General features: G+C 64.7%; 13 protein-coding genes. 3 read left to right on the top strand and 10 right to left on the bottom strand.

Annotated features, from left to right (window positions below):
- Positions 1-96: 96 nt before the first annotated feature.
- The 3 genes from J2X46_RS08600 to J2X46_RS08610 all read right to left on the bottom strand — a co-directional run bounded on the left by J2X46_RS08600 (position 97) and on the right by J2X46_RS08610 (position 5,008).
- Positions 97-1,323: a helix-turn-helix domain-containing protein gene (locus J2X46_RS08600; protein WP_310249197.1), complete on the bottom strand. Its 1,227-nt coding sequence runs from the start codon at positions 1,321-1,323 to the stop codon at positions 97-99.
- A gap of 120 nt (positions 1,324-1,443) precedes the next feature.
- Positions 1,444-2,616: a substrate-binding domain-containing protein gene (locus J2X46_RS08605; protein ID WP_310249198.1), complete on the bottom strand. Its 1,173-nt coding sequence runs from the start codon at positions 2,614-2,616 to the stop codon at positions 1,444-1,446.
- Between the two features lie 1,108 nt (positions 2,617-3,724).
- On the bottom strand, positions 3,725-5,008 hold the full coding sequence (locus tag J2X46_RS08610) for an NAD(P)/FAD-dependent oxidoreductase (protein ID WP_310249200.1): 1,284 nt from the start codon (positions 5,006-5,008) through the stop codon (positions 3,725-3,727).
- Positions 5,009-5,487: 479 nt separating this feature from the next.
- On the opposite strand from J2X46_RS08610, the gene J2X46_RS08615 reads away from it, so the two are divergent.
- The 3 genes from J2X46_RS08615 to J2X46_RS08625 all read left to right on the top strand — a co-directional run bounded on the left by J2X46_RS08615 (position 5,488) and on the right by J2X46_RS08625 (position 10,775).
- A complete protein-coding gene (locus J2X46_RS08615) occupies positions 5,488-5,940 on the top strand; it encodes a luciferase family protein (protein WP_310249203.1) in 453 nt (150 codons plus the stop codon).
- A gap of 491 nt (positions 5,941-6,431) precedes the next feature.
- Positions 6,432-8,522, top strand: coding sequence for an FAD-dependent oxidoreductase (locus J2X46_RS08620; RefSeq protein WP_310249205.1), 2,091 nt, complete (start codon positions 6,432-6,434; stop codon positions 8,520-8,522).
- An 861-nt stretch (positions 8,523-9,383) separates the two neighbouring features.
- Complete coding sequence (locus tag J2X46_RS08625) at positions 9,384-10,775, top strand: FAD-dependent oxidoreductase (protein WP_310249207.1); 1,392 nt, start codon at positions 9,384-9,386, stop codon at positions 10,773-10,775.
- 277 nt (positions 10,776-11,052) lie between these two features.
- On the opposite strand, the gene J2X46_RS08630 is transcribed toward J2X46_RS08625, so the two are convergent.
- The 7 genes from J2X46_RS08630 to J2X46_RS08660 form a co-directional block, all read right to left on the bottom strand.
- On the bottom strand, positions 11,053-11,850 hold the full coding sequence (locus J2X46_RS08630; protein WP_310249209.1) for an ATP-binding cassette domain-containing protein: 798 nt from the start codon (positions 11,848-11,850) through the stop codon (positions 11,053-11,055).
- Positions 11,837-12,889 (bottom strand): ABC transporter ATP-binding protein, encoded by a 1,053-nt coding sequence (locus J2X46_RS08635; protein ID WP_310249211.1) that lies wholly within the window; start codon positions 12,887-12,889, stop codon positions 11,837-11,839. The genes J2X46_RS08630 and J2X46_RS08635 overlap by 14 nt, the downstream gene beginning before the upstream one ends.
- A complete protein-coding gene (locus J2X46_RS08640; protein ID WP_310249214.1) occupies positions 12,886-13,749 on the bottom strand; it encodes an ABC transporter permease in 864 nt (287 codons plus the stop codon). The genes J2X46_RS08635 and J2X46_RS08640 overlap by 4 nt, the downstream gene beginning before the upstream one ends.
- The gene (locus J2X46_RS08645) at positions 13,746-14,696 is read right to left on the bottom strand and encodes an ABC transporter permease (protein WP_310249217.1); all 951 of its coding nucleotides are present in this window, start codon (positions 14,694-14,696) and stop codon (positions 13,746-13,748) included. The genes J2X46_RS08640 and J2X46_RS08645 overlap by 4 nt, the downstream gene beginning before the upstream one ends.
- A gap of 1 nt (position 14,697) precedes the next feature.
- On the bottom strand, positions 14,698-16,539 hold the full coding sequence (locus J2X46_RS08650) for an ABC transporter substrate-binding protein (protein WP_310249219.1): 1,842 nt from the start codon (positions 16,537-16,539) through the stop codon (positions 14,698-14,700).
- The gene (locus J2X46_RS08655) at positions 16,536-17,804 is read right to left on the bottom strand and encodes an MFS transporter (protein WP_310249222.1); all 1,269 of its coding nucleotides are present in this window, start codon (positions 17,802-17,804) and stop codon (positions 16,536-16,538) included. The genes J2X46_RS08650 and J2X46_RS08655 overlap by 4 nt, the downstream gene beginning before the upstream one ends.
- 429 nt (positions 17,805-18,233) lie before the next feature.
- On the bottom strand, positions 18,234-19,703 hold the full coding sequence (locus J2X46_RS08660; RefSeq protein WP_310249225.1) for an NAD-dependent succinate-semialdehyde dehydrogenase: 1,470 nt from the start codon (positions 19,701-19,703) through the stop codon (positions 18,234-18,236).
- Positions 19,704-19,813: the final 110 nt, after the last annotated feature.

Raw genomic sequence — 19,813 nt, forward strand, 5'->3', positions numbered from 1 at the left:
GAAGCGGTTACTAGACATCTCCACTTCACAACCGGAGGCCTTCGCCATCCAGCAACTCAGGGCCGTGTCACGAAACAACGTCCCTGGACATCACAGCTAGATGCCTGTCTCTCCTTGGCTGCTTTCGCCGAGGATGGAGAGCTGACGGTCGCTGGTGTCTTGTAGGACGTCGGCTAGACGGAGCGCGACGGCGAGCTCGTCGCGGCGGTCGTTGATCGGGAACCCCAGGCGCTCCTCAATGGACTTGAGACGGTAAGCCACGGTTCGTTCGTGCACGCGAATGCGAAGTGCGGTAGCGGCCGCGTTCTGCCCGGTTTCGAAGTAGGCCCTCAGCGTTTCGCGGAGGAGTTGGGTGCGTGCGTCGTCGTCTCCGATCGGCCCCAGCTCGCTCGTCATGAAGTCGCGAGCCGCGGGCGCGTCGCGCAAAACGACGCTCTCCAGCGCAACATCGCGGTAGCGAGTGACCGGTTCGGATCGGAGGCGTCCTACGCGGCAAGCCTGCCACGCCTGCCTATGTGCGCGACGGAATCCCTCGATTCCGTTGAGCGGCCCTCCCACTGCAAGGAAGGTAGCCGCCGGCGGGTGGAATTTGACGAACTTGCGTTCGAAGGCTTCGCAGAGCCGGCTGTTGCCCAACCAAGCCAGGGACGTCCCGCCTGTGCCCTCGACCACGAGGAGGGACGCGTCAAAGAGCGCCGCCAGGGACTTCAACGCAACCCTGGGTGTACCGCCCCAGACAACGACGGCGAGGTGGTCAACCTTCAGGTTGTAGCCGAGCTGCTCGGTATCTGTGGGGACTCCGTTGAGAAGGTCCGTCACGACTGCTCGACGCTGGCGGTCCCTGCTGTGGAAGAAGTACGCCGACTTCTCTTGCTCGTATGTCGCTACTACGTCATGCGTGATGCGATCGTTCCACGCGAAGTGATACTCCGCGGCTTGCTTCAAAACGGCAATCTGACGCGGACCTGCGGGGACGATGCGTACGGCCGTTTCAAGAATCCAGTTCCAAAGGACCACTTGGCCGATCCGGCGGGTCAGAAGCAGATCGGTGAGCTCCAGGCCGGCCTGCGCTGCGACTCTCGCTTCCTCCAAGGCCCCTTCGGAGGCACCCCCGGGGAGCTGCCGGGCGTTGCGGAGGCCGTGGATGACGCTCGTCAGTGCGCCGGTGATGCTAGGGAGTTCGGTCTCAAGCAACATGGGGTCGTTGCGGCGGTAGTAATTGGGCGCGCCAGAGCGGCAGCGTTCCCGGACTTCCTCACTGATTGCGGGGATCTTGAGGATGAGCTCATCTGCGACCGCCCGCAGGTCGTGCTCAATCGACATAACTGGATTGTACGGCTCGAGTTGACACGTCCGAGCGGCGTCCCGACTCAGGACCGAGGCCGGTTGAGTCAGTCCACCCCTAGGGGGAGGACGCGGTCGTCCTCCCCCTAGTGGAACGAATCAGGAGACGCCCCACACCTTCTTAAAGACAGGCTGGTAGTCGATGCCAGTCGACCAGGCCTCCCCCTCGGGCGGAAGGTCATGGTCGTGGTCGAACATCGAGATGCCCACCCCTGACGGAACGCTGTCTTCGCCGGCGAAGTAGCGGTTGATCATGTCGGCGGCCGACCACGCCTCGTACCGGCCGTCGTAGGTCCATCCGGCGTCCTGGCCCTTGTTCTTTCGGACGAGGTCGATGTTCGCTGCGTACCCGCTGCCAGAGACGACCTCGATCGAGTCGTTACGCCCGGACGCCATCACAGCCGCGGCTCCGCCGGTCGTCACGAGGTCGTCGTAGGACAGGGCCATTCCATTCGCCTCGGGATTGCGCAGAAGCGCAGTAGAGACCTTCTCCTCCAGGGCAGGTCCAAAGTCCGCGATCCGGATGTTGAGGGTCGTGACCTTGCAGTCGGGGCACTGCTCCTTCATCGCCTTCTGGAAGCCGTCGTGCACTGCCTTGGTGATGACGAGCTCAGTGTTGCTGACCTCGATGATGTTCGCCTCGGACCCGAGCTTGGACAGCAGCCACGTGGCTTCGGCAGCACCGAGCCCCTCACCCCACGTGATGAAGTCACCTTCGACAAATTCCAGGCCTCGCTCGTAATACGAAGGCTGACTAGGGTCGACGTCGCTACAGTCGGCGGCCTCCTGAGCGAAAACGGGGATGCCTGCCTTCTTTGCCTCCTCTAGCGCGGTCTTCACCAGCGGACAATCGATCGAGTAGAGCCAGATGGCATCCGCGTTCTGCGAGATCGCCTGACGGATCCCCTCCTGGTACTGAGAGGGCTCGTACTTCCCGTCGTACACGGAGAAGTCCCAGCCGAGGAGCTCCGCAGCGTCCCTCGCCCCGTTGGCCATGGCAGTACCGGTCGGCGACTGGACCCCGGAGCTCACGAGCGCGACCTTGTAGCCGGTCTGCGCTTCCGGTCCGGTCGAAGCCGGCTCGGTGAAAGTTCCATTGCCGTACAGTTGATTGATGGCCTTGGTGGCCTTCTGCGCTACCTCGTCGTCGCTAGATGCGGAGGTGGCTGGGCCGCCCGACTCAGTACTACAGCTACTGGCGACCCCCATCACCGCCAACACCAGGACCGCGCTAGTGAGGCGCCGGACTCGAGTGCCGAGTGTCTTGTGCATGTCGTTCCTCTTTCGGAGAGCTGTGCGGAACAGGCGACGAGCGAGCCTGTGTCATATGTCAACGGCGGGTCACGTCTTGGCCGCCATTTTTGGTGGGTCCGAGAAGCGGATCGACGAAGTTGCACGGCGAGTGGGCCGGTGGCTTCCAGCGGCGCCGCTGTGGGAGCGCCTCAAGTTCGATCACGTTGCGTGAGACTGGGGGCCGCTCGGTCGGTACGAAACATCAGGACGATTGGGTAGTCAGCCTTGAGATTCGCGGTCACTATGGCCCCTCCTCGGTTGCGATGAGGGTCAGTTTCAGCGTGATCCGGGAGGCCACGATTGCCGAGATTCGACGAAATCGCTGAGAACCATGTCACCTTCCTGCAAGTGACGTCCCGCTCTACTTCGAAACATGCGTGACGGCCACGCCCGGCGGGCGTGACCGTCGTTACTCGAGTCATCGCATGTTTCCCGGCTTGCAATTTCATTGTCTGCGCTGCACCACATGGTGCGGTGCCGGTGGCGCCACTCGGATCATGAGACGGCCCACCCGTCCCAAGGTGAGCTGAAGTTGGTGCCTGTCGCCCAGCCCTCTCCGGGTGCGGACAAGCCGTTGTCGCGGTCGAAGACAGCAACTCCGACTCCCGAACTTGAATGGTCTGCGCCTGCCAAAGACGGTTCACAATGTCTGCAACAGACCAGCTCTCCTAACACAGTTCGTAGGCGAAGCCGCGTCCTGGGGCTAATTGTCGTGGACGAGGTCGAGGTTGGCTGGGGAAGCCTGTGCACGCGACGACCGTGATGTGTCGGGGCGTCACGAGCCCAAAACAGCGGCGGAACCTGCGGATGCCACTCCCCTGCGCGAGAGTTGCTCGGGGCCGCACTGGCCCCTGTGCGTGATGACTACCGCGCACCCCCCAACAAACTGCAGGGATGCATCGAAATAAGACTCTGCTGAGGGTCAACCCCACTGCGGTCCGCCGACTCCTGCGCGACGACTGGGATACTTCGCGCTCTGTCTCTTCGAGAGCAGTCTTGAACCAGCGGGCAGTCATCGAAAGCCGCCAGAAGACCTCGGCGTTCTGCGAGATCGCTTGCCGGATGCCAGGTGAGGTGAGGTGAGACTTCAGTCGAGGATTTCTGACCGCACTCGGTCAGCGGTCTCTAGCGCACCCTCGATATAGCCTGGGAAAAGTAGGGATACGTCGGACCCTGCGAAGTGGACGCGACCGTGCGGCTCGCCGAGCGACTTGTGGGCGCGCGTTACTTGGCCGATCCGCGGAGAGACCCAAGGCGCACGGACATGTGGATCCGCGCACCAGTCGTGGTAATCCGTTCCGACGACGACGGCCTCAGGCAGATAGTGGTGAACCGCAGCTTCAATCGCGTCGCTGTCCGTGGGGTCAAAGGAATCTCGGTCTGTGAATCCGACAAGAATCCGCCCGCCGTCGGAGGCGGGTAGGTAGTCATACAAGGTCGGGAAGATGCCGTCACCGGTGCAAGAGATCCCTTCCGGTACGTCATGCACGTGGATGAGGAGTTTGAGACCCCTGCCTCCGTGCCCTTCCGCAACGACTTCCGCCCGCGGGCCCGCCAAGGGAGGTTCGAACCGGAGGTCTCGCATGCAGTTCAGGGGCGTCGCGACAACCACGTGTCGGGCCTTCAACCGACGCTCCGCACCGTAGGTGACATCGACCCAGTCTGCCTGCTGATCAATGGAGTGCACTGACTCACCAAGCCGGAGATCGGCCACATCGTTGGCCATCGCGCTCGTCAATGTTGCGGTGCCGCTAGCCATGACTTCGTCCAGCGACAGCAGTACGCCGAGTACGGAGTAGTCGTGTGACGCGATCAGTTGGAGAACCCACAGGGCTGAAGCGTCCTCGACGCGCTGGCCCATCATGTTCCAGATCCACGATCGCAGCAGCTGGTTAGTGACCGGCGGGGGGTTCAGTTCGTTCAGGTAGTGGTGGGCGGAGATGTCCAGGTCCTTGAGGTCCTGGTTCTCGAGACCTGCGTGAGGATCGATCCGGCGTGCGTCGCGGATAAGGCAGTAAAGGACTCTCTCGGCCTCAAGGAACTCGTCGAACGGAATGGGGAACGCAGAATCCTGTCCCCCGGGCGCAAGCTTGTTCCGAAAGACCTTGAACGGGGCCGCAGGTTGCGTCTCAACGTTGTAGCGGTCGACCTCTGCTGCGAGGCGGGCGTGGTGGTGCCGGTGGAAGTAGGCTCCTCCCACTTCCACCGTGGTCCCGGGGTCAGTCAGGGACTCTCGACTGTATGCGCGGCCGCCGACTCGTCCGGCTGCTTCGAGCAGCACGACCGAGTGGCCATCCGCGCTCAGATCCCGCGCTACTCGGAGCCCGGCGAAGCCGGCTCCGACGACTGCGATCTCGACACTGTCGACCATTGCTGTTCCCTCTCGTCCACTTGGTGCTCATCTTGGCGAGTTGTCGTCACATGCCCTGTTACCCCGATCCGACGAAAGACAAGTGACCTCTATCACCTTCCGGCAAGCAGCGTCGGCGCCCCCCTGCGGGGCACGTTGTTGGGACGGATGGCGTACGGCACCCTCGAGGCGCTCTGGCCGACCCATGAGGTGCTGTACGAACGAACGGTGCCGCATCGAGATTCATACGGCACAACGAATGACGGCGGCCGTGCACTCTGCCTACGCTCAACGGGTGACCCTTCATATTTCCCGCGTCGCAGATCCCGCGCCAGCGGTGATGTCGGCAAGAGACCGCTTCTGCGACTGGTCATTCCAGCCAGCCGGACCTGTGTTCTCGGCACTCGAGTACGCAGACCCCGACTACCCTCTGGTGGGACAGGCGACCCTGGCAGAAACCCTGTCGGAGCTGGCGTGTCGTCACTGCTGAGAGGTCGGCGATGACGTTCCACGCGCTCACCCTGCCCCGCCGCCAAGGTTCGCTGCCGGAAGTGATCGGTCCAGCCCCGCACGGTCAACGCTCCCAGATCGCTCCGGTGATGGTGCAGGAAGAGCTGTGGTTCCGCATGCGTTCGCTCCCCTACACCTACATGGCCCCGACCTTGGTGTCGGTGTCGCACGCACGGGCTCTCCACCTCGCGGAAGGCTTCGGGTCGGCTCCGCCGGAGAAATTTCAGCGGGGACGCGAGTTCGCGCACCTGCATCCTCATCACGACGGGAGCCTCCACCTCTCGGTCCCCGGGTCGGTGATGAAGGAGGTGGAAGACGCCCGATGGGGCGTCCCTCATCCAGTGCAGGATGCCCTGCTGGTGTTCGGTCCCAGGGATCGTCAGGAGCTGGAGGTGGTGTGGGACCTCGTGCAGTTGAGTTATGAGTGGGTGACGACTGCTTGACGCGAGGTCCGTTCGAGAACCAGCGTGGCGACCCCGCCCGGGACTGGAGTACTCGGCTCACCCAAGCGCGCTGACACAGCTTGTCGGCGTATGCGACGTGGTTGCTGAGGAGCACGACATTCGTGGGCTTGCAGCTGTGCACCGGGTCAGGACGCTGGCGATTCACGGACATCGCAGCAGTGATCGCGACAACCTGTTCTTCAAGGATCGGCATTCGAAGCGTCACGGGAGCCCGCTGACTTAGAACTATCCGTCGAAGGATGGTCCACGCCTTGGGCGATCTTCACAAATCAGGCCCTCAGTCCGCTGGTTAGCGTCGGACCCGCAAGAGAGTGCACCAAGGAAGACCACTGGCTAGCCAGCGGACTTCTCGCAGGGGCCAGGTCGCGACACACGACGTCCTCGCCATTATCGCGTCGCCGAGCCAGCAGGCGTTGTGCAAGCCGTACTGGCGGCCGTCCAGTGATCTCTGAAGCGAGGTTGGATCTTCCGTGCCCCCAGCTGATCATCACAAGGTCTTGTTCCAACCGATCACCATTGGTCCCAAGACCCTGCGTAACCGGTTCTTCAACGTTCCTCATGGAACTGCCTATGGAGTACTGCGTCCGTCCACCTGGGCGTCATACCGTGCAGTTCGCGCGGAAGGTGGTTGGGCCGCAGTCTCGACAGAGTTCTCCAGCGTCGGACCCAGCAGCGACGAGTTCCCCTTGCACTCCAGCGACATCTGGGACGACGAAGACGGACGACGACACAAGCTGATGGTGGACGCCGTTCATGACCATGGGGCGCTCGCGAGCATCGAACTGCACCACGGCGGCGCCCACGCCATGCGGCGGCTGTCCCGCGAGCATGCTCTATCCCCTTCCGGCCTGGCAGGCGAGCTGCCGCCGCCCGCGGGGCCGCTCGGGACTCCCAAAATTATGACTATTGAGGACATAGACCGCGTCGAACAGTCCTTCGTCGACGCGGCCGTGCGCGGCCGCAACGCGGGCTACGACATCGTGGACGTGCTGGCCGGATATGGATACCTCTTCGCGCAGTTCTTGTCACCGTTCCATAATCACCGCAACGACAGGTATGGAGGGTCGCTCGAGAACAGGGCCAGGTTCTGGGTCGAGACGCTCAGCCGGGTCCGGGACGCAGTCGGTGCCGACTGCGCCATCGCGACTCGCATGTCAGTCCAGACGCAAGGTCCCTGGGGGCACACGCTTGAGGAGAGCGCGGCCTTGATAGAGATGGCCGATCCACTCGTCGACCTGTGGGATCTCAATGTCGGGTCCGTCTTGGACTGGGGAAGCGACATCAGTCCCTCGCGAGTGATCCCCGAGGGGCGCAACATGGATCTCTTCACGCGTATACGCGGTGCTACCGAGAAGCCCATCGTCGGAGTTTCCCGATGGACGAGTCCTGACTCGATGGCACAGGCCGTGCGGTCGGGCGTCATTGACATTATCGGATCGGCGCGTCAATCGATCGCTGACCCCTTCTTTCCCCAGAAGCTCTACGAGGGGCGGATCGAGGACATCCGGGAATGCATGGGTATCAACCACTGCATCAGCAGTCTTGATCGTGGCAACATGGCGTGCGCGCAAAACGCCACTGCTGGCGAGGAATACAGGCGTGGGTGGCACCCTGAACGGTTCGAACCACTCGAGGACAAGAACGCCAGCATCCTCGTCGTTGGCGCCGGACCAGCTGGTTTGGAAGCAGCCATCGGACTCGCGAAACGGGGAGCCGAGATGGTGCACCTTGTGGACTCCGCCGACCAGGTCGGTGGACATCTCCGTCCCGTGGTGGAGCTACCGGGACTGCGAGAGTGGGGACGATTCATCGACCACAGGCTCATCCAGGTCGACAAGCTCTCGAACCTACAGTTCATTCCGGCGACCACCCTGGACGCAGACGCCGTTCTCGACTACGGGGCCTCGCACGTGGTCATAGCGACAGGCGCGCGATGGCTGCGCAACGGCCTTACGCCGAGCACACATGCGGCGCTACCAGGACTTGATGATCTGAAGTGGGTGTTTACGCCGGAACAACTACTCCTCGGGGGCGAGCGGCCTACCCCCGGGTGCCGGGTGACCGTCTACGACGCCGAGGGCGGTTACCTGGGGTCAAGCCTCGCTCAACTGCTTGCAAACGAGGGGTACAACGTTTCGATCGTGACGCCGCACGCCAGTGTTGCCGCGGAAGGGGACCTGACGCTGGACGGGCCCGCCGTTCGATCATCCCTCCACGCCAGCGGCGTAGCCATGTATCGAGACGTCCTACTGACGGAAGCTGGTCTTGGAGCGCTTCGGGGCGTGGGCGAATTCGAGGCGCCTTTCTCGCTGGAGACGGACGCAGCGGTGCTCGTAACGATGCGGTCCCCGGTCGACGATCTGTACCAGCAACTGATGGCCGATCGCCAAGCATTGGATGCTTCGGGGATTAATACCGTCTACTGCATCGGCGACGCACTGTCGCCGCGCCCGCTGGCCGAGGTGATGTTCGACGGTCATCGTCTGGCACGCGAGTTCGAGTCGCCCGACCCGTCGTCACCCCTGCCCTACAAGCGCGAGTCATTGCGACTGGTGGACTGACCTAGGCCGTCCTGCGCAAACAACTCACGAACCGGCATCTCGTCGTCCGCTCACCGTCGACGGGTCAGGCCCAGAGGCGTGTTCCCGGCCTCGCCGATCCCGCCACCCTCGCTCCCTGAGACCATGATTCCGACAGAAGCTTCTGGAAAGTTCCCTGATCACCAACAGGCCGACGGCAACGCGTCGTCCTACAGTTCGACCGGCCGGCGTGGATCAGGCACGCGACGGGGAGCCGCGTTACGGCGGTCCCCCTTGCATGTCGCAACGGCCGCCAGCTTCGGAGCACAAAGTCGGTGATTGCGTGAACAGGTGGTTCGTCGTCGCTGAGTCGAGTCGACGCCAAGATGAGACCCGAGAAGTCGTCATAGTGCCGACGTCGAGGATCCACGCCAAGGAGATGGGCACGATGACCACGGCGTGTGGCATCAGGTGCGAGTCCTGGACCAGGTGGTGGGATCAGTCCTTCCCGATCGATCCTTCACAAGACAGCTGTCCACGTTGTCGAGAGATCGCGTCACGCAACAGCCAAGCCTGATGTCGAGCAGGACCGTTCGGCCCTTCCGCGCGATGGCTCTGCCAGTGACACATAAGGAGGGCCTCGCCGACCGCTCCGACATGCGTCGCTCCAGCGGCCGTGGCCCCAATCAGCTGCGTAACGTCGTTAGAAGCCAGCACCGCCCCGACAGACGGACAAGCCGGATCGTGAACGCTCGTACGTGCGTCCAGCAGAGGTTGCCGAGTTTGGTCGACCGTCCAATGGCGTCGACGTGCTAGCCACAACGAGACTGATGGACGTTCGATTGGCGGTGCGAGTCGCCCTTCGAGCTCCTCACTCCCACCCAGCGGAAGATCAGTAGCCCGATGACGCCCACGCACAGCCCGGACCCTGCTGCGATCAGCTTCTGGCACCAGGACGCCAACTTGGGCAGAACACCTGGCAGCGAACTGCCGGGTGACACGAACGTTGATGTCGCCATCATCGGTGCTGGCTACACAGGGCTGTGGACGGCCTACTACCTGAGCAAGGCCGACCCCACGCTGCGGATTGGCATCCTCGAAAGGGAATTTGTCGGGTTCGGGGCGTCGGGTCGCAACGGCGGTTGGTGCTCTGCCATCTTCCCCGCGAGTCTCAAGAAGGTCGAGTCCAGCAGCAGCCGCCTCGACGCGATACAGATGCAGCGAGCGATGTTCTCGACCGTGCGCGAAATCGGAGCAGTCGTAGCCGCAGAAGCGATCGACTGTGACTTCGAGCAAGCCGGCTACATCTCGACCGCGCGCAACGCCGCGCAGTGGGCTCGTGCACAACGCGAGGTGCAGGTCTGGCGAGACTGGGGATTCGCCGCCGACGACATGCAACTACTGACCCGCGAAGAGGCCAGTCGTCGAGTGGCAGCCTCGGATCTATTTGGAGCTACCTATACCCCGCATTGCGCTGTTCTGCATCCCGCCAAACTCGCAGGCGGGCTGGCCCGCGTGGTCCGCGACCTCGGCGTCAAGATCTACGAGGACACTGCGGTACTGGAGATCGGCGATCGGTGTCTGACGACGTCGCGGGGTTCAGTGCGTGCCGATGTCATCGTCAGAGCCACGGAGGGCTACACCGCCGACCTGCCTGGCGCCAAGCGCGACCTGGTGCCGATGTACTCGCTCATGGTCGCGACCGCACCATTAAGCGACGAACAGTGGAATGAGATCGGGCTTCACCGACGCGAAACCTTCAGCGACAAGCGTCACTTGCGAATCTATGGTCAGCGCACGGCCGACGGGCGGCTCGCATTCGGCGGACGTGGGGCTCCCTACCACTTCGGCTCTCGTATCAAGCCCAAGTACGACAAGGACGAAGGCGTTCACGCGAAGCTGCGCAGCATCCTGACCGAGATCTTCCCGGCCATCGACGGCGTCGAATTCACCCATGCGTGGGGCGGCAACCTGGGCATTCCTCGCGACTGGTACCCATCGGTCGGCTACGACCGACGGACAGGACTGGCTCACGCCGGCGGTTACGTCGGAGACGGCGTCGCGACAGCGCACCTCGCCGGACGAACTCTTGCTGCCGAGATCGGCGACCGCGACGACAGCGTCCGCGCACTTCCATGGGCCGGTCGGCAGTCACGCAAGTGGGAGCCGGAGCCGTTTCGCTGGTTAGGCGTCAACGCAGGCACCGTGGCGTTCTCGATCGCGGACCAGACCGAGGCCGCGTCCGGCAAGCCGTCGCGCCTCGCGTCCTCGTTCTGGAGCCTGCTGGGACACTGACTGACCGCGCTGGACCCACACAGGCGAGGAGCCACGCCGGGTCGGTGGTCAGCGGAGCCGCTCATGCCTCAGGCGCCCGACACGTCCAGCCCTCACCCACGTCTCGCGTACTGGCCGACTGACTTCAGTTACAGAATCGGAGGCCTGAAATGGACACGGAGGATGTGTCCGGTCGACGCGTGCGGGGTGCCTGAAAGGGCGACGGGGCCGAGCGGCCTGCCTAGGCGTTGCACTGCCCAGTCGTCGTCAGCCGAGCTGGAGCTGCCCGGAAGTCGCTTCAAGCCCGCCGAGGGGGCACCCAGCCTGGCCCAGGCACGCTCGCACGCAGGTGCTGTGTGTACGGATGCTGCGGTGAATCCAGGATCTGACCAGTGCTGCCCGACTCCACCACCACTCCCTGCCGCATAACCACTGCGGTGTCCGTCAACTGCCGGACCACCGCGAGGTCGTGACTGATCAGCAGGTACGTGACGTTGAGCCGGTCGCGCAAGTCCGCGAGGAGGTTCAGCACCTGCGCCTGGATGGAGACATCGAGAGCCGCGACCGACTCGTCGAGGATGACGATCTGCGGCTCCGCAGCCAGTGCGCGAGCGATGGCGGCTCGCTGCCGCTGCCCCCCTGACATGCCGCGCGGCAGTGCCTGGCCGTGCCGTTCGTGGAGGCCGACCATGTCGAGCAGCTGCGCGACGCGGTCGCGGCAGTCCGCAGCGCTCAGCGATCGGTGGTGAAGCCGGACGACCGCCGACAGCATGTCCGCGATGGTCTGGTGCGGGTCCAAGCTCGAGTACGGGTCCTGAAAGACGATCTGGACCTCCCGCGCCCGGCGGCGGCGCTCCTCGAGCGATCGCGCCGGGTTAGTCCGGTCGCGTCCGCAAGCGTGCACCGTGCCGGCCCCGACGCGCTCGAGTCCCATGATCATCTTGGCGATGGTGGTCTTGCCCGACCCCGACTCACCCACGAGCGCCATCGATCCGCCGACGGGAATGCTGAACGAGACATCGTCGACGGCGACAACGTCGCCGTAGGTCTTTCCCAGCCCGGCGACCTCGAGGGCGACCGCCTCAGCGCGCGTCATGTCCTACCTCCTTCCGGGCAGCTCGCAGTTCACCGGCTCTTATGCAACGCACCAGGCCACCCTCGAGCGGCCGCAGATCGGGGTGCGCGGCGACACACTCGTCTACGCGATGACGGCACCGCGCTGCGAACGAGCACGCGTCGCGGGGCGCCTCGACAGCCGAGAGCGGCCGGCCCGGAATGGCATCCAAGCGCGCACGGCGCTCGTTGAGTCGAGGCCGTGCCGCGCCCAGTGCCGCCGAGTAGGGATGCAGCGGGTCGTCCTGCAGAGCGGTCGAGGCGGCCATCTCAAGGACCTCGCCCCCGTACATCACCGCCGTGCGGTCGCAGAAGGCGCTGGCCAGCTCGAGATCGTGGGTGATGAAGAGGATGGCCAGGTCGAGGTCCTGCTGGAGCTCGCTCAGGATCCCGATCACCTCGGCCTGCGTCGACACATCCAGGGCCGTCGTCGGCTCGTCGGCGAGCAGCAGCCGGGGCTGGGTGAGCAGCGTGCTGGCGATCATCACCCGCTGGAGCAGTCCTCCCGATAGCTCGTGCGGGTACTGGTCCAGCCGCCGCCGGCCGTCCGAGATCCCCACTCGCCCCAGCATCTCCACGACGCTGTCGAGGGCGGCACGAGGACGCATCCTCCGGTTACCCACCATGATCTCGGTCATGAAGTCGCCGATCGAGCGCACCGGATTGATCGCGACCCGGGGGTCTTGGAAGATCATGGCGACGTCCGAGCGGTACGAGCGCAGCGCCGCTCCGCTCAACGCGGACACGTCTTGCCCGTCGAAGAGGATCGTTCCGCTCTGGCGCGCGCCATCGGGCAGCAACCGATCGATCGCCTTCGCCGTCATGGACTTCCCAGAACCCGACTCTCCGACGAGTCCGAGCGCCTCGCCGGGAAGGATCGAGAGCGAGACGTCCCTGAGGATCGGTTGCTCGACGCCGCCGACGTCGATCGCGACGCTCAGTGACTGCAGCTCCAGCAGCGGACGTACCTCACCCAACCGGCTCGGCGTGGCGTCCACGTCGCTGTCTAGTAGGTCGGTCATCGCTCGTTGTCCTTCGCGCCGAGAAGTCGCTCGCCCAGGATGTTCATCGCCACGACGACGACAACGACACAGCATCCGGCGCTGAGCACGGGAAGCGGGTAGCTCTGGAGGACGCCTGACTGATTCTCCGAGACCATCACGCCCCAGTCGGGACTGGGCGGCTGGATGCCCAGGCCGAGGTAGGACAGGATCGCGATGTCCAGGACCGCGTACCCGAACAGCAAGGTGCCTTGCGCGACCATCACGGGAAGCACGTTGGGGATCAGGTGACGCAGGCAGATGGTGATCGCGCTGAATCCCTGGATCTCGGCGGCCGCCACATACGGCAGCTCGCGCTCACGGAGGAACACCCCCCGCAGCAGGCGCGCCACGTACGGCGTGTAGGCCACCGACAGGGCGATCACCGCTGGCCACAGGCCCGCGTCAAGGACGGCTGCAGCAAGAGCGGCGAGCAGGATTCCCGGGAAGGCGAACAGGATGTCCATCGTCGAGGAGATGATCGAGTCGACCACTCCTCGACGCCAGGCCGCGAGCAGAGCGAGCACCGAGCCCATGACGAGGCTGAGGACGACCACGATCAGAGGCCCGAGCATCGACGACCGGGCGCCGGCGAGCAGTCGTGACGCCACGTCGCGGCCCTGGACGTCCTGGCCGAGCAGGTGTCCCGACGACGGCCCGAGCCATGCCCCCGACGGGCTTCCTGCACTGGGGTCGTACGGCGCGAGGTAGGGCCCGGCGATCGCTGCGGCGACTGCCAGGACGAGGACCACGACCGCCACGACGCCCGGAATGCCGAGCCGCGAGGACCGCGCGCGAGTGAGCTTGCCCGCGGACGCCTCCGCGGTGATGACAGCGGTCATGCGGCCTTGGCTCCCAGATTCACTCGGGGGTCGAGGATGGCGTAGGCGATGTCGACCAGCAGGTTGAGAAGCACGAACGCCAGCACCAGGACGAGGGCGATGCCCTGAACCACAGCGAGATCCTTCGAGTTCGACGACACGATCAGGTATTGGCCCAGCCCGTTGAGGCTGAACGCCGTCTCCACGACGGCGGACACGGCGATCAACGACGCGATCGTGATCCCGGTGGACGTGGTGATCGGGATGGCGGCGTTGCGCAGCACGTGACGCGTGATCACGCCGCGACGGGGGACTCCGCGGCTGATCGCGGTCTGCACGTGCTCGCGCCCGGCCTCCTTGCGGATCGAGGCCCGCGTCACCCGGGCCACCACGGCGATCGACGACAGGGCCAGGGCCACCGCCGGCAGTGTGAGGTGCTCGACCCGTTCCACCACGCCGTCCCCTGCTCCGAGCGCGGGAAGCCATCCCAGGGACACCGCGAAGATCATCGTCAGGACGATCGCACTGAGGAACGGCGGGATCGCCGCCGCGGCCGAGGTGGCCACGATTAGAGCGGTGTCGAGCCTGCCGGGCCGAAGCCCGGCCAGCATCCCAAGTCCGATCCCGATCACCACGATGAGGACCGAGGCGTAGAGGACGAGGGCGAAGGTGATACCGGATCGTTCCGCGATCAGCTCCGAGACCTCCTGACGGGTCGCGATGGAGATGCCGAGGTCACCACGGACCGCATGGGAGAGCCAGTTCCAGTACTGGGTCAGGAACGGCTCGTCGAGCTGGTACCGCCGCTCGAGCACCGCCAACGCCTCCGGGGACACCGAGCGCCCCCCGGTCAGCGCCGCGATCGGCTTTCCCGGCGCCAGGAACATCGCCGAGAAGATCACGAAGCTCGCGACCAGCAAAGTCGCCAGGAGGATCAGGAACCGTTTGAGTAGGAAGGGCACATGCATGTCACCTTCCTCCCAGATCCGCCGCCCACGGTCCTGACATGTAGGCGAAGGAGCTGACGGCCCCGGTGAGCTTGCGGTTCATCACCAGGACGGTGTTGGGCTGCACCAGCGGGATCCACGGAAGCACCTCGTTGAAGCGGTTCAGCGCGTCGATCACGATGCGCGCGCGCTCGTCCGGGTCCGCGGTGCCCCGAGCTTTCCCCATGAGTTCGATCAGCTGCTTGTCCTCGAGCGCGGCGTAGTTCCGGGCGCCGTTCGGCAGGACGATGGTGGCGATGAAGGCCGCCGGGTCGGCGTAGTCGGGGTAGTCAGCGGTCAAGAAGGCGTCGAGCCCGATGCGCGCCTGCGGGTCGATGAAGAAGTTGATGAAGTTCTCCGTCGACACGGCCTTGAGCTTGACCTTGAGTCCGATCGAGGCAGCGGCGGCCTCGTAGGCTCCCGCCGCGGCGGCGATCTGCGCCAGGCCACGGGTCATGCCGATCGTAATGGTCTTGCCCTCGGCACCGGCCTCCTTGACGAGCGCCTTGGCCTCCTCCAGGTCCTGCTCCCACGCCGGGGCGTCCTGGTAGGCCTCCTCGAAGACGTCCTGGGCGTAGCCGAAGGTCCCCGGGTTCGCGATCCAGTGCGGCGTGCTGGCAGCGCCCCGGTAGACCGACTCGATGATGCCCTTGCGGTCCAGAGCGAGCGAGAGGGCTCGACGCACCCCCTCGTCACCGAGCGGTCCGTCCAGGCTGCTCACGATGAGGGCGTCGGTGTTGTAGCTCGGGCCCTGGAAGACCTCGACGTCGTCACTAGCGCGCAGCTGGTCGAGCGTGGACATGCTGGCGGGTCGATAGGTTCCGTCGACCTCGCCGGTCAGCAGCGACGACGTGAGGGCCGCTTCGTCGGGGACGCTCTTGATGGTGATCTGCTCCACCTTCGGCGTCTCGCCATCCCAGTAGTCGGGGTTCGCACGGGCCACGATCCCGGTGGCGGGCTCCCACGACTCCAGGCTGTACGAGCCGGTGCACATCGTGCCGCCGGAGGACGTGCCGAAGGACTCGCCGCGGTCCTCGACGTACTTCTTCTGCAGCACGACGCCGGCGCGCGAGGCCAGCTCGCCGTCGAGCCAGTAGTCGGGCTCGGTGAGCTTGACGGTGACCTGCTGGGGTCCCGTGGCTTCGATCGAGTCGACCCGATCGAAGAACGCGCTGTAGAACCCCCCCAGAGCGGGGTCGCGCTGCCGGTCAAGGCTGTAGACCACGTCCTCGGCGGTCACCTGAGCGCCGTCCCAGAAGCGTACGTCCGGGTCGATGTCGAAGACGACCGTCGTCTCGTCTGGCCTGGACAGCTCGGCCACCCCCGGGCCGATCGAACCGTCGGGGAGCGTCGTGAGCAAGGACTCGCACATCAACGACAGGGTCGTGCTGCCCGGGTAATCGACGGTGTACATCGGGTCAAGGGTCTTGATATCTCCGTTGACCGCCCACACAGCGGATGGGACGTTCTCTGTGCCGACCGGCGTTGTTTCCATGAGGGTTTCTTGCGACTCGCGGTCGGCGTCGTCGGGAGTCCGGCCGCACCCGGCCAGCGCGAGAGAGGCGATCAACACGATTGTCGACAGGGACCGTACAGACGGCTGAACAAGCATGCGGCAACATTGGAGGTGCGCGAGGAGGAGGCGCTCTCCGTAACCCCGCAAGTTGGCGTTTGTTTGGCATCCGCGCAATTTCGCGATGACTGTCCGTCCGAGCCGAACCGAGCGCGAGACCGAGCCCGAACCGCATGATTCGTGCGCCACGCTCGCGTCGACCGTCTCTTCGAGCGTCTGGGCCGTTGTGATGGGCAAGCGCGAGTACGTCAACCGACATCGGTTGGCGCAACGCTTGTTGTGCCCAGTCCTGGCCCCCGCCTCAGCCCTGGCAACGGCGCCACCAAACTGGCGCTCAGCGGAACCCCCAGCGCAACAACACCGAGGATCGTGCCTGCTAGATAGGCGCCATTAGAGCCAGCAAGATCGGCCATTAGCCCCCCTATGGCCGTGCCGAGGGCCAATCCCACAAGCGCTCCTGTATGCAGCCAGGCGAAGGCTTCAGTGGCAGATGCGTCGTCCACACCGACGGAAACCATGTGATACAGCCACGACAGCGCGGGGGCGAACCCCGTCCCAGACAAGAAGAGCGCGACCATGACCGAAGCCGTGCTCTCGACAATCCCGGCGAGCACGGTTCCGGCGACCAAGATCGCGATGGCCGCGAGAAGTCCGACGAAGCGAGTCTCTCGATGCCCGAAAACTAGTCCGCCAAACAGCGAGCCGACACAGGCCACGCCGACACCCACTCCAGCCGTCATCTCGTCCTCCCCATAGAAGACGATCACCGCTACCTGCACGGTGCCTAAGTTGGCAACCATCAGCAGACTCGTCAGCAAAGCAACCATGACCACTCGCTTGCCGGCGATCTTCCCGAACCGGGCTCGTTGCTTCGTCGTGACTGCGCGTTGCACCTCGGGATTGAAACAAAACGCTACTGTCCCGACCAGCGTCAACACAGCGCACGCGACGAGAGGTGCAACCGTTGAGACCGCGGCGAGCGCAGTCGCCGCGACCGGGCCAGCGACCCAAATGAGTTCTTGGGCAGTGGTATCCAACGCGAACATGGCTCGAAGTGAGTTGTTCGGAACCAAGTTCCGGTACATGGCGCGTACGACAGGCATCAAAGGGGGGACGGTCGCACCGATCACGAAACCAACCACGCAGCCGGGGCGCGGCCCAAGTGGTGCGAATGCCAGCACCATGAGCAGGGTTGCATTCAGGCCCGCTGCGGAAAGCAGCGGTCCTCGTACGCCATAGCCGACGGTAAGTCTGCTCGTGACCGGCGTTCCAACGGCTTCGCCCAGACTTACACAGGCAACAACCGCCCCAGCTATGGCGTACGAGTCATAGGACAGTTGCGCGTGGAGAAGAACTGCCAAGTTCAGTAGGCCCAACGGAAGTCGCGCGAGCAGTTGCGAGGCCGTCAGCCTTGCGACTCCAAATACGCGTAGTAGGACTAGATAGGTCCGCACCCATCCTCCTGACGTGATTTCCGATGCTCGACTGCCCTGCTCGGCGGAGCCGCACACTGCCACCGCTGGCGCAGAGGCTCGGATTCACGATCTGCCAACGTCTGCGGTCCCGCTCTACGGATTCCGTCAAGCGGGCGGACAGCAATGACGCACTCGGGATGTGAGGACCTGGACCGAAGGCCAGCAACGCCTGCCTAGCGCAACTCGTCTGCGAGTCCGCAGCGAGACATGTCGCAGCCAACCAGATTCGGCACGATTGAAGCTGTGCCGAGGAGTGCCGCGACCTACCGGCTCCACAGGCTGGGCCTGGCACCTCGGGCCGCAATGAGCCCTGGCGCAGTTATGTCCCGCCTACCGCTACACGGTCGCCGCTAGACGGCGCGAGCTGCAGGTCCGTTGGTAGGCAGGACTGCTGCCTCCCTACCAGTGGAAGGTCAGTCGTGGAGACCGCTTAGGACTGCCACCACCGGGCGGTACGTCGGCACCGCCCGTTCAAGCCGGGCTCCAGTCGATGCTGAGGTACTGCGTTTCTTGATACTCAGCGAGGCCTTCGCGAGCACCTTCGCGTCCGAGTCCGCTCTGCTTCAGTCCTCCGAAGGGAGCGGAAGGGTCGGAAACGAGGCCGCGGTTCAGCGCGACCATCCCAGCCTCGACACGCTCGCCGACCTGCATCGCCCACTTGAGGTCTCGCGAATAGATGTACGCGGCCAGACCCATCTCGGGTCCGTTGACCATGTCGAGGAGTTCGGACTCGTCGTTCCAGGTCACCACGGGGGCCACGGGCGCGAAGATTTCGTTCTGGACTGCGGCCGCGTCAGGAGCGACGTCGCCCAGGACGGTGGGTGCGTAGAAGTAGCCGCTCAGGTTGTCCGGAATCTCGGCCACTGCCGCGATACGAGCACCGCGGCTAAGGGCATCGTCGACGAGACCATGAACGTTCTCCACTGCTCGGGAACTGATCAAGGGTCCAATCTCTGAACGGGCGTCAGTGCCGGGACCGACGCGGAGTGTTCTCACACGAGCCGCGAGCATCGCGGTGAAATCGAAAGCCTGCGAATCGTGGACGTAGATCCGGTTGGCTGCGGTGCACGCCTGTCCCCCACCGCGGAACTTCGCGATCATCGCCCCATCGACGGCCGCCTCGAGGTCGGCATCTGCCGCAACGACGAACGGCGCGTTGCCACCGAGCTCCATCGAAGCGTTGACGATTCGGTCCGAGGCCTGACGGAGCAGGTGCCGACCGACGCCGGTGGATCCGGTGAAGGACACCTTCCGCACCTGCGGCGACTCCATCCACGTCGTCACCACCTCAGCCGGGTCAGTAGTGGGCACGACGTTCACAACACCATCGGGGAGTCCCGCGGCTTCGAGCGCGCGAGCCACCGCCAGCGCCGTCAGGGGCGTCTCGGCAGCAGGCTTGAGAACGACCGTGCAGCCCGCCGCGAGCGCTGGCGCGAGCTTGCGCGTTGCCATGGCTGCCGGAAAGTTCCACGGCGTGATGAGCGCCGCGACGCCAACGGGACGATGAGTGACGACAGTACGCACCCCGCCGGCCGGCGCCTCGCCGTACTGCCCCCCGGTTCGGACGGCCTCCTCGGCGAACCAGCGGAAGAACTCGGCCGCATAGCCGACCTCGGCGCGAGCGTCAGCTTCGGACTTCCCGTTCTCGGCACAGATGAGCGCAACGAACTCGTCGGCGTCGCGCCGCATCGCCTCGAACGTGCGGTACAAGATCTCCGAGCGACTCCGCGGACTCGTGTCGCGCCAGCCAGCGGCAGCTGCCACGGCAGCCGAGACGGCCGCGAGCGCTTGTGTCTTGTCGCCGTCTGCGACTCGGGCCAGGATCGTCTTGTCTGCGGGATTGTCGACGTCGAACGAACGACTTCCCCTTCTCCACTGCCCGCCGATCAAGATCCCTGCCTCGGGATCCAGTCGGGTCAAGATGGGGTCAAGCTTGCTCACGGGCAGGGGCCTCTCTGGTGGTGTGCTTGGGGCGGTTGCGACAGCGACGCCTGTGGTCGATTCGCGGAGGATGAGTCGATGACTGTCGGTCGAGCGGCTGACGCGATGAA

This window comes from Nocardioides sp. BE266 (genome assembly GCF_031457855.1).
Classification (GTDB): Bacteria; Actinomycetota; Actinomycetes; order Propionibacteriales; family Nocardioidaceae; genus Nocardioides.